This window comes from Pseudomonas sp. S8, assembly GCF_050473925.1.
In the GTDB taxonomy this organism is placed as follows: Bacteria; Pseudomonadota; Gammaproteobacteria; order Pseudomonadales; family Pseudomonadaceae; genus Aquipseudomonas; species Aquipseudomonas parakoreensis.
On sequence record NZ_JBFDVZ010000016.1, the window covers coordinates 4925365 to 4939005 of the forward strand.

A 13641-nucleotide genomic window follows, 5' to 3' on the forward strand; every position below is an offset into this window, starting at 1 on the left:
CCGTGTCGCGCCTGTGGGTATTCCGTTCCCGCAGCCGCCAGCCAAGCATAACCAAGGAACTGCCCATGAGCGCCAGCACCTCTGCCATCCTGCGTCACGACTGGTCTTTAGCCGAAGTCAAAGCGCTCTTCGTACAGCCATTCAACGACTTGCTGTTCCAGGCGCAGACGGTGCACCGTGCACATTTCAACGCCAACCGGGTGCAGGTTTCCACGCTGCTGTCGATCAAGACCGGCGCCTGCCCGGAAGACTGCAAGTACTGCCCGCAGTCCGGTCACTACAACACCGGCCTGGAAAAAGAAAAGCTGATGGAAGTGCAGAAAGTCCTCGAAGAGGCTGCCCGCGCTAAGGCCATCGGCTCGACCCGTTTCTGCATGGGGGCCGCGTGGAAGCACCCGTCGGCCAAAGACATGCCGTATGTGCTGAAGATGGTCGAAGGCGTGAAAGCCATGGGTCTGGAAACCTGCATGACCCTTGGGCGTCTCGATCAGGAGCAGACCGAAGCGCTGGCCAAGGCTGGCCTGGATTACTACAACCACAACCTCGACACCTCGCCGGAGTTCTACGGCAGCATCATCACCACCCGCACTTACAGCGAGCGCCTGCAGACCCTGGCCTACGTGCGTGAGTCGGGGATGAAGATCTGCTCCGGCGGCATTCTCGGCATGGGCGAGTCGCTGGACGACCGCGCCAACCTGCTGATCCAGCTGGCTAACCTGCCGGAGCATCCGGAGTCGGTGCCGATCAACATGCTGGTGAAAGTGGCCGGTACGCCGCTGGAAAACGCCGACGACGTCGATCCGTTCGATTTCATCCGCATGCTTGCCGTGGCGCGCATCCTCATGCCGCAATCCCACGTGCGCCTGTCCGCCGGCCGCGAAGCGATGAACGAGCAGATGCAGGCGTTGGCATTCTTTGCCGGTGCCAACTCGATTTTTTACGGCGACAAACTGCTGACCACTGCCAACCCGCAGGCCGACAAGGACATGCAACTGTTCGCGCGTCTGGGTATTCAGCCAGAAGCCCGTGAAGAGCATGCCGATGAGGTGCATCAGGCCGCGATCGAGCAGGCGCTGGTGGAGCAGAAGAGCAGCGAGCAGTTCTATAACGCTGCCATCTAAGTTTTTTGATGCGATGCAAAACACTGTGGGAGCTGGCTTGCCAGCGATAGCGGAGTGGCTGTCGACATCTATGTTGAATGTGTCACCGTCATCGCTGGCAAGCCAGCTCCCACAGGGTCTGTGTCCGTCTTGATTCATCTGATCTGACTGTCGAGGCCTGCATGTCTTTCGATCTCGCCGCACGCCTTGCTGCCCGCCGTGCCGAAAATCTCTATCGCCAGCGTCCGTTGCTCGAGTCCCCGCAGGGGCCTGAAGTGGTGGTCGACGGGCAGCCGTTGCTGGCGTTCTGCAATAACGACTACCTTGGTCTGGCCAATCACCCGCAGGTGATCGAAGCCTGGCGCGCCGGTGCCGAGCGCTGGGGCGTGGGCGGCGGCGCGTCGCATCTGGTGATCGGTCACAGCGGCCCGCATCACGCCCTGGAAGAAGCCCTCGCCGATCTCACTGGCCGGCCACGTGCTTTGCTGTTCACCACTGGCTACATGGCCAACCTCGGTGCGGTCACGGCACTGGTCGGGCAGGGCGATACGGTGCTGGAAGATCGCCTCAATCACGCCTCGTTGCTGGATGCCGGTCTGTTGTCCGGCGCGCGTTTCAATCGTTATCTGCACAACGACGCCGACAGTCTGGCCACGCGTCTGGAGAAAGCCACGGGCAACACGCTGGTGGTCACCGATGGCGTGTTCAGCATGGACGGCGACATTGCCGATCTGCCCGCGCTGGCCCGGGAAGCCAAGGCCAGGGGCGCGTGGCTGATGGTCGATGATGCCCATGGCTTCGGCCCGCTCGGCGCGAATGGCGGCGGGATCGTCGAGCATTTCGGCTTGAGTCAGGACGATGTGCCGGTGCTGGTCGGCACCCTCGGCAAGGCGTTCGGCACCGCCGGTGCTTTTGTCGCCGGCAGCGAAGAGCTGATCGAAAGCCTGATCCAGTTCGCCCGGCCGTACATCTACACCACCAGCCAGCCACCGGCGTTGGCCTGTGCGACGCTGAAAAGTCTGGAATTACTGCGCAGCGAGCATTGGCGACGTGAGCACCTTAACCTGCTGATCCGCCAATTTCGTCGAGGGGCCGAGCAGATCGGTCTGCAGCTGATGGACAGCTTCACCCCGATCCAGCCGATCCTGATCGGCGATGCCGGTCGCGCCGTGCGCCTGTCGCAGATGCTGCGCGAACGCGGCTTGATGGTCACGGCAATCCGTCCGCCTACCGTCCCGGCAGGAAGTGCACGCCTGCGCGTGACCCTGACCGCCGCCCACAGCGAGGCGCAGGTGCAGCTATTGTTGGAAGGACTGGCCGATTGCTTTGCCCAACTGCCGCCGGAGCCAAGCCATGCGTGATCGTCTGATTCTGCTGCCGGGCTGGGGCCTTGGTATTTCGCCGCTGGAGCCTTTGACCGCGGCGTTACAGGGACTCGACGAGCATCTGTATGTCGAGATCGAGCCGTTGCCCGAGCTTGATTCGAGCGACTTGCAGGAGTGGCTCGACGATCTCGATGAACGTATTCCTCAGGATGTGTGGCTGGGCGGCTGGTCGCTGGGCGGCATGCTTGCCTCTGAATTGGCAGCACGGCGCGGCGAGCGTTGCTGCGGTCTGCTGACGCTGGCGAGCAATCCTTCTTTCGTGGCCCAAGAGCATTGGCCGAGTGCGATGCCGGACGAGACGTTCGATGCATTTCTCGGCGGCTGCCAGGCCGATCCGCGAATGACCCTCAAACGATTCTCGCTGTTGTGTGCTCAGGGCGCGCAGGACCCGCGCGGCATGTCGCGACTGCTGCTCGGCGGTGCGCCGAATTCGGCCCCCGAAACCTTGTTGGCCGGGCTGGAACTGCTCGCCCAACTGGATACCCGGGAAGCGTTGCAGGCGTTTCGCGGACCGCAGTTACACCTGTTCGCCGGGCAGGACGGCCTGGTGCCGGCGGAAGCGGCGGGGGCGTTGTTCGCGCTGTTGCCGGATATCGAAATTGGTCTGATCGAGCAGGCCAGTCATGCGTTTCTTCTGGAAGACCCCCATGGCGTGGCGGGTGCGATCCAGGCTTTTCTACACGAGTGCGGTGATGACTGATTTGTCTCTTGTTGCGCTGCCCGGCGGCTTGCCCGACAAGCGCCAGGTCGCGGCCTCTTTCTCCCGTGCGGCGGCCAGTTACGACAGTGTTGCCGAATTGCAGCGTGATGTCGGCTCACAGTTGCTGCAGCGGTTGCCGGAAGATTTTCTGCCGTCGCGCTGGCTGGATCTTGGCTGCGGCACCGGCTATTTCACTCGCGCATTGGCCGAGCGATATGTCGAGGGGCAGGGGCTGGCACTGGATATCGCCGAGGGCATGCTCGGTCACGCACGGCCACTGGGCGGCGCGCAGCATTTCATCGCGGGTGATGCGGAGCGTCTGCCATTGCAGGATTCGACCTGCGAGCTGATCTTCTCCAGCCTCGCGGTGCAGTGGTGTGCGGACTTCGAATCGGTGCTCAGCGAAGCTTTTCGTGTGCTCAAGCCGGGCGGGATTTTCGCGTTTGCTAGTCTTTGTGTCGGGACGTTGTACGAATTGCGCGACAGTTGGCGGCAGGTCGATGGGCTGGTGCACGTCAACCGCTTCCGCGAATTCGCCCGGTATGAGCAGTTGTGCGCCGCCAGTGGCTTGCGTTCGGTGAGTCTGCAGAATCAGGCGCATGTGCTGCACTACCCGGATGTGCGCAACCTGACCCACGAACTCAAGGCGCTCGGTGCGCACAATCTGAACCCCGGGCGGCCGGGCGGTTTGACCGGGCGGGCGCGGATCCTCGGCCTGATCGAGGCGTACGAACAGTTCCGTCAGCCGCAGGGATTGCCAGCGACTTACCAGGTGGTTTACGCGGTGTTGGAGAAACCCTTATGAGCGCAGCCTATTTCATCACCGGGACTGACACCGATGTCGGCAAGACCACTGTGGCAGCCGGATTGCTGCATGCTGCGCGCTCGGCGGGGCTGAGTACGGCGGCGGGCAAACCGGTGGCTTCGGGGTGCGAGGTAACCGCCAAGGGCTTGCGCAATGCGGACGCGCTGGCGTTGTTGGCTGAATGTTCGGTGTCGCTGACTTATCAACAGGTCAATCCGGTCGCGTTCGAGCCGGCCATCGCGCCGCATCTGGCGGCGCGCGAGGCGGGTGTCGCGCTGACCGTGCAATCGCTGTTGGCGCCGATGCGCGAAATTCTGGCGCTGAATGCCGATTTCACCTTGATTGAGGGGGCCGGTGGCTGGCGAGTACCGTTGGCGGATCAGGACAATCTGTCGGATCTGGCCATCGCGCTGAAGCTGCCGGTGATTCTGGTGGTGGGCGTGCGCCTGGGCTGTATCAGTCATGCCTTGCTGACGGCCGAGGCAATTGCCCGCGATGGCCTGCAACTGGCCGGTTGGGTGGCGAATATCATCGATCCGAAGACCTCGCGGCTGGAAGAGAATCTGGCGACGCTGGCCGAGCGGCTTCCCGCGCCGTGTCTGGGGCGCGTGCCGAAACTTAAGTCGCTCAGCGCCGAGGCGGTGGCTGCCCACTTGCAACTCGATCTGCTGGACTAATGCTTTTGCTATGACAGGGCACTGTGCCATCAGTATTTTTGACGGGTGTTTTTCTGACGCCTCTGCTTCAATGGCAACCATTGATCCTTCCCAAGGATGAGAACTCCCATGGAAATCACCGGTAACACAGCTTTTTATGCGGGTTTGAGCACCATTCAAACCGGGCAGAATCGTGTCGATCAGGCCGCCAGCCAGATCGCCAATAATACGATCGAGCGTTCGGTTACCAGCCAGTCTTCCGAGGCGCAGATCGATCGCCTGCGCGGTATCGATCGCAGTCAGCAAATGGATCCGGGCAGCGCCATGGCCGAAATGGCTCAAGGCAAGTTTCAGGTGGAACTGGGCACCAAGGTCGCCAAGGCTTCCGATGAAATGCTCGGTACGATCATTGATACGTTTGCCTGATTTTTGCGGTCCCTGCCTGCTGAACGCCGCGCCTTGTCGCGGCGTTTTTCGTTGTAAGTCCTTCTCCCTCAACTAATCTTTTTTCATTGCCCGTGGCGCTTTGCAGCCCATGGCCGTTTGCTGTGTCCGGCGTTTGAAAAAAGTCATGACGAACGGCAAAAGATCGACGCTTGACAAGATTTCGGCGTAAACGTATGTTTCAAACAACTGTTTGACCGTCATAACAAATCAACACGGTCGTTCATTCCCGGTTACATCAGCAGAGGTTTATCGCTATGCCTGACTACAAGGCCCCCTTGCGTGATATTCGCTTCGTTCGTGACGAACTGCTCGGCTACGAAGCGCACTATCAGAGCCTTCCAGCTTGCTCCGAAGCAACGCCGGACATGGTTGACGCCATCCTCGAAGAAGGCGCCAAGTTTTGTGAGCAGGTATTGGCACCGCTGAACCGCGTGGGCGACCTCGAAGGCTGCACCTGGAGCGAGTCCGGTGTGAAAACCCCGACTGGCTTCAAAGAGGCTTACAAGCAATTTGTCGAAGGCGGCTGGCCGAGCCTGGCGCACGACGTCGAGCACGGCGGTCAGGGCCTGCCGGAGTCGCTGGGTCTAGCTGTGAGCGAAATGGTCGGTGAAGCCAACTGGTCGTGGGGCATGTACCCAGGCTTGTCGCACGGCGCGATGAACACCATCTCCGAGCACGGCACCCCTGAGCAGCAAGAAGCCTATTTGACCAAACTGGTTTCCGGCGAATGGACCGGCACCATGTGCTTGACCGAACCGCACTGCGGCACCGACCTGGGCATGCTGCGCACCAAGGCCGAGCCTCAGGCCGATGGCTCCTACAAGGTTTCCGGCACCAAGATCTTCATCTCGGCCGGTGAACACGACATGGCCGACAACATCGTCCACATCGTACTGGCCCGCCTGCCGGACGCACCGGCTGGCACCAAAGGCATTTCCCTGTTCATCGTTCCAAAATTCCTGCCGAACGCCGATGGCACCATCGGTGCGCGCAACGCAGTGAGCTGCGGTTCGCTGGAACACAAGATGGGCATTCACGGCAACGCCACTTGCGTGATGAACTTCGACGGCGCCACCGGTTTCCTGATCGGCCCGGCGAACAAAGGCCTGAACTGCATGTTCACCTTCATGAACACCGCACGTCTGGGTACCGCGCTGCAAGGTCTGGCCCACGCCGAAATCGGCTTCCAGGGCGGCCTGAAATATGCTCGCGATCGTCTGCAAATGCGCTCTCTGACTGGCCCGAAAGCGCCGGACAAGGCCGCTGACCCGATCATCGTGCACCCTGACGTACGTCGCATGCTGCTGACCATGAAGGCCTTCGCCGAAGGCAACCGCGCGATGGTGTACTTCACCGCCAAACAGGTCGACATCGTCAAGTACGGCGTCGACGAAGAAGAGAAGAAGAAGGCCGACGCACTGCTGGCGTTCATGACGCCGATCGCCAAGGCGTTCATGACCGAAGTCGGTTTCGAAGCCGCCAACCACGGCGTGCAGATCTACGGTGGTCACGGTTTCATCGCCGAGTGGGGCATGGAGCAGAACGTTCGCGACAGCCGCATTTCGATGCTGTACGAAGGCACCACCGGCATCCAGGCACTCGACCTGCTGGGCCGTAAAGTGCTGATGACTCAAGGCGAGGCTCTGAAAGGCTTCACCAAGATCGTTCACAAGTTCTGCCAGAACAATGAAGGCAACGAAGCCGTCAAAGAATTCGTTGCACCGCTGGCTGCACTGAACAAGGAATGGGGCGAGCTGACCATGAAGGTCGGTATGGCCGCCATGAAAGATCGCGAAGAAGTCGGCGCGGCCTCCGTGGACTACCTGATGTACTCCGGTTACGCCTGTCTGGCCTACTTCTGGGCTGACATGGCGCGCCTGGCTGCTGAAAAACTGGCTGCCGGCACCACCGACGAGGCGTTCTACACCGCCAAGCTGCAAACCGCGCGCTTCTACTTCCAGCGCATCCTGCCACGTACCCGAACCCACGTGGCCACCATGCTGTCGGGCGCCAATAACCTGATGGACATGAAAGAAGAAGACTTCGCACTGGGCTACTAAGCCTCAACGCGGTCTGACCAAAACCGCTGCTCTTCCGGGGGCAGCGGTTTTTTTTGTTGCTGAATCGCTCAGCAACCCGGCTTTTCTGCCGTTAAAGAGACTGCCTGTGATCTGGATCACATTGTGTGTGCTTAACTGGCCACATTGCAGGCACAATGCCATCTCTTTGATATGACGGGTCGGAGCTTTACCCTTGCCGCGTTCTTCCGCTGTACGTTTCAGTCATTTCCTGCCTTCACTGCTGTTATTGCTTGCGGGGTTGGCGGCTGCGTACGTCAAAGACCTCAATGTGTTCTTCACATCGCTGTTCAACGTGTTGCCGACCCTGGTGCTGCTGTTGGGCGGCGCTTACTGTGCGGTTTACCGACGTCAGCGCGAACTGTTTCTGATGCTCACGGTGTACATCGCCTACTTTCTGCTCGACACCCAGACTGACTATTACCGCGATAACGGCAAAGTGCGCGAAGACGCCGCGGTGGTGTTTCATCTGGTCTGTCTGCTGTTGCCACTGTTGTTCGGCCTGTTCGCCGCGTGGCAAGAGCGCACCCATCTGTTTCAGGACATGGTTGCGCGGTTCGCCGTGCTGCTGGCCTTTGGCAGCGTCGCCCTCGGTCTTGAGCAAAGTTATCCCCAGGCGTTGCTGATGTGGCTCTCGGAAATCCGCTGGCCAGCGCTGCACGGTGCCTGGATGAGCCTGATCCAGATGTCCTATCCGGTGTTTCTCTCGGCGTTCCTGCTGCTGGCCTGGCAATACTGGCGCAACCCGCGCCCGTTGCATGCGGCACAACTGGTCGGCTTGCTCGGGTTGTTCTGGATGCTGCCGAAAACCTTCATCCTGCCGTTCACCCTGAACATCATGTGCAGTCAGGTGATGCTGATGATTGCCGCTGCCGTGGCGCATGAGGCCTATCAAATGGCCTTCCGCGATGAACTCACCGGTCTGCCGGGGCGTCGTGCGCTCAATGAACGCATGCAGCGTCTGGGGCGCAACTATGTGCTGGCGATGAGCGACGTCGATCACTTCAAGAAATTCAACGACACCCACGGTCACGACGTCGGTGACCAAGTGCTACGGCTGGTCGCCAGCAAGCTGTCGAAAATCAGCGGTGGCGGTAGGGCATATCGCTATGGCGGTGAGGAATTCGCCTTGGTGTTTGCGGGCAAAACCCTCGAGGAGTGCATGCCGCACCTGGAGGTGATTCGCGAGTCGATTGCCTCCTACAACATCCAGTTGCGAAATCAGGAGAGCCGTCCGCAGGACGATCAGCAAGGTCGTCAGCGTCGTAGCGGCAGCGGTGCTTCCAGTGTCTCGGTGACGGTCAGTATCGGTGTCGCCGAACGCGTTGAACAGCGTACCCCGGAAGAAGTCCTCAAGTCTGCCGACCAGGCGTTGTACAGCGCCAAGGGCGCCGGGCGTAACTGCGTCATGGCGTTCGGTCAGAACCGTCGCGGCGCGGTGCGCATGGACAGCGCCGCGGGCTGAGTCAAGCCACACGCCATCGCTCAAAAGCCCGCTGATTGCGGGCTTTGTTTTATCGCTGAATGCTGGTGACCAAAAATAACAAATCAGTCACCGGTTGACCCTATGTGTCGCAAAAGTTGTTGAGGTACACTCGGCCTCAACGAAAACACTCTTCCACGAATCACCTGTTTAGATCTTGCGAGGTTTGCCATGGCTGACTACAAAGCGCCGCTGCGCGATATGCGCTTCGTCCTCAATGAAGTATTCGAAGTCGCCAAACTCTGGGCCGAACTGCCGGCCTTGGCCGAGACTGTCGATGCAGAAACCGTAGAAGCCATTCTCGAAGAAGCCGGCAAGGTCACCAGCAAAAGTATCGCGCCTCTGAGCCGCGCTGCCGACGAAGAAGGCTGCCACTGGAAGGACGGCGCCGTCACCACGCCGGCCGGTTTCCCGCAGGCCTATCAGACTTACGCTGAGGGCGGCTGGGTTGGAGTCGGTGGCGATCCGGCCTACGGCGGCATGGGCATGCCCAAAGCCGTTTCGGCGCAGGTCGAAGAAATGGTCAACTCCGCCAGCCTGTCGTTCGGTCTGTACCCGATGCTGACCGCCGGTGCCTGCCTGTCGATCAACGCCCACGCCAGCGAAGAGCTGAAAGCCGCCTACCTGCCGAACATGTACGCCGGGATCTGGGCCGGTTCCATGTGCCTGACCGAGCCGCACGCCGGCACCGACCTGGGCATCATCCGCACCAAGGCCGAACCGCAGGCCGACGGTTCCTACAAGGTCAGCGGCACCAAGATCTTCATCACCGGCGGTGAGCACGATCTCACCGAGAACATCATCCACCTGGTGCTGGCGAAATTGCCGGACGCCCCGGCTGGTCCGAAAGGCATTTCGCTGTTCCTGGTGCCGAAGTTCATGGTCAATGCCGATGGCAGTCTGGGCGCACGCAATCCGGCGAACTGTGGCTCGATCGAACACAAGATGGGCATCCAGGCATCCGCGACCTGCGTGATGAACTTCGACGAAGCCGTGGGTTATCTGGTCGGCGAGCCGAACAAGGGCCTGGCGGCGATGTTCACCATGATGAACTACGAACGTCTGGGCGTCGGCATTCAAGGCCTGGCCAGCGGCGAGCGCTCTTATCAGAACGCCGTCGAATACGCGCGTGATCGTCTGCAGAGCCGTTCGCCGACCGGCGCGCAGAACAAGGACAAGGTTGCCGACCCGATCATCGTCCACCCTGACGTGCGTCGCATGCTGCTGACCATGAAAGCCTCGAACGAGGGCGGTCGCGCCTTCTCCACTTACGTGGCGATGCAACTCGACACCGCCAAGTTCAGCGAAGACGCCACCACCCGCAAGCGCGCAGAAGATCTGGTCGCGTTGCTGACCCCGGTGGCAAAGGCATTCCTCACTGACCTGGGCCTGGAAACCACCGTTCACGGCCAGCAGATTTTCGGCGGCCACGGCTACATCCGCGAGTGGGGCCAGGAACAACTGGTGCGTGACGTGCGCATCACCCAGATCTACGAAGGCACCAACGGCATTCAGGCGCTGGACCTGGTCGGGCGCAAGATCGTCGGCAGCGGCGGCGCGTTCTACAAGCTGTTCGCTGACGAGATCCGCCACTTCACCGCGACCGCCAGCGCTGACCTCGGCGAATTCACCAAGCCGCTGAACGACGCCGTGAGCACCCTCGACGAGTTGACGGCGTGGCTGCTGGATCGGGCAAAAACCAATCCGAACGAAATCGGCGCAGCCTCGGTCGAATATCTGCAAGCGTTCGGCTACACCGCTTATGCCTACATGTGGGCACTGATGGCGAAAGCCGCGCTGGGCAAAGAAGCGCAGGACGATTTCTACGCCAGCAAGCTAGGCACCGCGCGCTTCTATTTCGCCCGTCTGCTGCCGCGTATCCACTCGTTGAGCGCATCGGTGAAGGCGGGCAGCGAGTCGCTGTTCCTGTTGAACGCTGAACAGTTCTGATGATGTAACGTCATGTAAGCATTCTCTTACATGACGTGCTGCTGTTCTCCCATAGGCGTAGATTGGATCCACAGCTAATCTACAACTCATGGACGTCGCGCAGGAAGCGCAAAGCAACAACACGGACACGTAGGATTCTGCCAGGGTGGCGGAGTGAAATGGATGTCAGGGAAACAGTCTGCAAAGCCCCGCTTCGGCGGGGTTTTCTTTTGTCTGAAGAAAAGTTTTCAGGGCAGCGGATCCAGTGGTGGCGCGGCTTTCAGCGGTTTGTCTTCACGCTGAATCACCTCTTCCAGCAACGTGCGCAGCAACGCCAGAGACGCCTGCTGGCGCTGCACATCGCGACACACCAGGCCAACCTGCAGGGGCACCCGTGGCTCGCTCAGCGGTTTCCACAGCAGATCCTGATCGTCGTATTCCCTCTGTGAGCGCCCGGGCAGCACGGTCGCCAGTTTGGTGTGCGGCAAACTGTCGAGAATCCCCAGCATATTGTTCAGCTCGGCCTGCACTTGCGGGCGTCGCCCCAGGCTGGTCAGTTGTGCCTGCCAGATCTGCCGGATCTGAAACTCTTCGCCCAGTAGCAACATCGGCAATTCCGCCGCCTGACGCATCGAAACCTTTTTGAATTCACGCAGCGGATGATCCGCCGGGATCACCAGCGTCAGCTCATCTTCATACAGCATTACGCCATGCAGCCCGGGTTGCCGCGGTGGCAGGTAGCTGATGCCGATATCCAGCGAGCCGTTGAGCAGGCGGCGCTCGATCTCCAGACCGGTCAGCTCGTAAATCTGCACCACCAGGTGCGGCTGCGCCTTGCGTACCCGCTCGAGCATTTGCGGGACGAGGCTGGTGTGCACGGTTTGCAGTACACCGATCGCCAGGGTGCGCAAGGCCTGGCCCTTGAAATTGCCCAATGCCTCGCGCGCGCGCTGCAATCCATCGAGCAGTGGTAGCGCGTGGTTGTACAGAGTGTGCGCGGCGAGGGTCGGCAGCAGGCGTTTGCTGCTACGTTCGAACAGGGTGACGTCGAGGTTCTGCTCGAGCTGGCGGATCTGTTGCGAGAGCGCCGGTTGCGAGATCGACAGACGCTCAGCGGCCCGGCCCACATGGCCTTCTTCGTAGACCGCGACGAAATAACGCAGTTGTTTGAAATCCATAAGTAATGCTTATCGAAAATGCTGGTAAATCGAAATGGCTCGAAGCCCGCTGTGAGCCTAGTCTAACCGCAATCACAAGGCTTACAGGGCCAGAGAGCGCGATGAATAGCGTTTGCTTCGACAGTGTTTGCATAGGCAGTTCAAAAAACCTCAAACGAGGTTTCTTTCAATGAATCTGTTCAGTTTGCGGCGCCAGGCGCCGAGTCTTGATGACCTCGCGTTCGAGCCCAATCCCGCCGGGGCAGGCGACAGTCTGAATGCCGAGCGCTTGATGCCCAGCGTCGAGCGCCCGCTGCAGGTGTTCGTTCGCGGTCAGGGTTCCTGGCTGTGGGACAGTCATGATCGCGCCTACCTCGACTTCTCTCAGGCCGGCGGTGCCAACAGTCTGGGGCACAGCCCTTCGGCGCTGGTCAAAGCGATTGCCAGTCAGGCTCAGGCACTGATCAATCCCGGCTTCAATCTGCACAATCGCGGCATGCTCAACCTTGCCGATCGTTTGTGTGCCAGCACTTCCAGCGACCAGGCTTACTTGCTCAACAGTGGCAGCGAAGCCTGCGAGGCAGCGATCAAACTGGCGCGCAAATGGGGTCAGCTGCATCGTGGTGGGGCGTCGCGAATCATCGTGGCGAAGCAAGGTTGTCACGGCCGTAGTCTGGCGACGATTTCCGCGTCAGACAGTTGCAACCTGCACAACCGTTTCGCTCCGCTGCTGCCAGGTTTCGATCTGGTGCCATTCAACGACTTGCCGGCGCTGCACGCGGCTGTCGATGCGCAAACCGTGGCGATCATGCTCGAGCCGATTCAGAGCGATGCCGGGGTGATTCCGGCCACTGAGCATTACCTCAAAGGCGTTGAACGGCTGTGCCGCGAACTGGGCATTCTGCTGATCCTCGACGAAGTGCAGACCGGTATCGGCCGCTGCGGCAGTTTGCTCGCCGAGCAGTCCTACGGTGTGCGCGCCGATATTGTCGTACTCGGCAAGGGCCTGGGTGGTGGTGTGCCGCTGGCAGCGCTGCTGGCCCGAGGCAAAGCCTGCTGCTTTGATGCGGGTGAACTGGGCGGCACTCATCACGGCAATGCACTGATGACCGCGGCCGGTCTGGTGGTGCTCGACAGCGTGCAGGACCGGGCATTTCTCGAACAGGTCAAAGACCACGGTCAGCACTTGCGCGAGGGACTTGCGCGCCTGGCGCACCGTTACGGCCATGGCGAACTGCGTGGTCAAGGCCTGTTCTGGGGACTGAGCCTGTCAGAGGAATGCGCCGATGCCGTAGTCAGTGCCGCCCTGCACGAAGGCCTGCTGCTCAACGCGCCGCAAGCCGATTGCCTGCGTTTCACCCCGGCACTCACCGTCAGCAAGGCCAACATCGACGAAATGCTCCTGCGCCTGGCCCGCGCCTTCTCGCGGGTGCGCACCGCGCAACTGCAATGCCGCAAAGGGATTGCCGTCTGAACTGAAGTTTCCTGCCCGATTTCAAGAACCGTCTCGCGGTATAACGCACGCCTCACGCCTGATTCTTTTGGCGTGGGGCGTTTTTTTATGCCCGATGGTGGCGATCAAATGGCGTTTGCACTGAACCCTGACGAACGGCGCAGGTCGATTAGCTTGTATGGCTCATGTGAGCCAACCCCCATTCAGGAGCTGACCCATGGACTTCATTCGTATCATCATCGCCATTCTGTTGCCGCCACTGGGTGTGTTTCTGCAGGTCGGGTTCGGCGGGGCGTTCTGGCTGAACATCCTGCTGACGCTGTGTGGTTATATCCCGGGGATCGTGCATGCGGTGTACATCATCGCCAAGCGCTGAGTTCAGCGGCGCGAGATAGATTGCTATCGCGGGCAAGCCCGCTCCCACAGTGTTTTCGGTAGGTCACACATT

12 protein-coding genes are annotated in these 13641 nt (G+C 60.5%); 11 read left to right on the forward strand and 1 reads right to left on the reverse strand.

Annotated features, from left to right (window positions below; all coding sequences use genetic code 11):
• The first annotated feature begins 65 nt into the window (after positions 1-65).
• From bioB to AB1J88_RS23340, 9 genes are all read left to right on the forward strand, one after another.
• On the forward strand, positions 66-1121 hold the full coding sequence (bioB, locus tag AB1J88_RS23300; RefSeq protein ID WP_430292072.1) for a biotin synthase BioB: 1056 nt from the start codon (positions 66-68) through the stop codon (positions 1119-1121).
• Positions 1122-1282: 161 nt separating this feature from the next.
• Entirely contained in the window at positions 1283-2461 is a 1179-nt protein-coding gene (gene bioF, locus AB1J88_RS23305; RefSeq protein ID WP_430292073.1) for an 8-amino-7-oxononanoate synthase, read from the forward strand.
• On the forward strand, positions 2454-3185 hold the full coding sequence (locus AB1J88_RS23310; protein WP_430292074.1) for an alpha/beta fold hydrolase: 732 nt from the start codon (positions 2454-2456) through the stop codon (positions 3183-3185). The genes bioF and AB1J88_RS23310 overlap by 8 nt, the downstream gene beginning before the upstream one ends.
• Positions 3178-3990 carry a malonyl-ACP O-methyltransferase BioC gene (bioC, locus tag AB1J88_RS23315; protein ID WP_041069977.1) on the forward strand — a complete coding sequence of 271 codons (813 nt, stop codon included), beginning with the start codon at positions 3178-3180 and terminating at the stop codon, positions 3988-3990. The genes AB1J88_RS23310 and bioC overlap by 8 nt, the downstream gene beginning before the upstream one ends.
• A complete protein-coding gene (gene bioD, locus AB1J88_RS23320; protein WP_430292075.1) occupies positions 3987-4667 on the forward strand; it encodes a dethiobiotin synthase in 681 nt (226 codons plus the stop codon). The genes bioC and bioD overlap by 4 nt, the downstream gene beginning before the upstream one ends.
• Before the next feature lie 108 nt (positions 4668-4775).
• Positions 4776-5072 carry a hypothetical protein gene (locus AB1J88_RS23325; RefSeq protein ID WP_047297018.1) on the forward strand — a complete coding sequence of 99 codons (297 nt, stop codon included), beginning with the start codon at positions 4776-4778 and terminating at the stop codon, positions 5070-5072.
• Positions 5073-5347: 275 nt separating this feature from the next.
• On the forward strand, positions 5348-7153 hold the full coding sequence (locus tag AB1J88_RS23330) for a phenylacyl-CoA dehydrogenase (protein ID WP_041069986.1): 1806 nt from the start codon (positions 5348-5350) through the stop codon (positions 7151-7153).
• 193 nt (positions 7154-7346) lie between these two features.
• On the forward strand, positions 7347-8636 hold the full coding sequence (locus tag AB1J88_RS23335; protein WP_430292076.1) for a GGDEF domain-containing protein: 1290 nt from the start codon (positions 7347-7349) through the stop codon (positions 8634-8636).
• A 189-nt stretch (positions 8637-8825) separates the two neighbouring features.
• Complete coding sequence (locus tag AB1J88_RS23340; RefSeq protein ID WP_222018047.1) at positions 8826-10604, forward strand: acyl-CoA dehydrogenase C-terminal domain-containing protein; 1779 nt, start codon at positions 8826-8828, stop codon at positions 10602-10604.
• Positions 10605-10831: 227 nt separating this feature from the next.
• Here the strand turns inward: AB1J88_RS23340 and AB1J88_RS23345 are convergent, their stop codons facing one another.
• The gene (locus AB1J88_RS23345; protein WP_121187517.1) at positions 10832-11761 is read right to left on the reverse strand and encodes a LysR family transcriptional regulator; all 930 of its coding nucleotides are present in this window, start codon (positions 11759-11761) and stop codon (positions 10832-10834) included.
• 169 nt (positions 11762-11930) lie between these two features.
• Here AB1J88_RS23345 and AB1J88_RS23350 point away from each other — a divergent pair, with 169 nt between their 5' ends.
• A complete protein-coding gene (locus AB1J88_RS23350; protein ID WP_430292077.1) occupies positions 11931-13214 on the forward strand; it encodes an aspartate aminotransferase family protein in 1284 nt (427 codons plus the stop codon).
• 196 nt (positions 13215-13410) lie between these two features.
• Entirely contained in the window at positions 13411-13569 is a 159-nt protein-coding gene (locus tag AB1J88_RS23355) for a YqaE/Pmp3 family membrane protein (protein WP_003228885.1), read from the forward strand.
• The last annotated feature ends 72 nt before the right edge of the window (positions 13570-13641 follow it).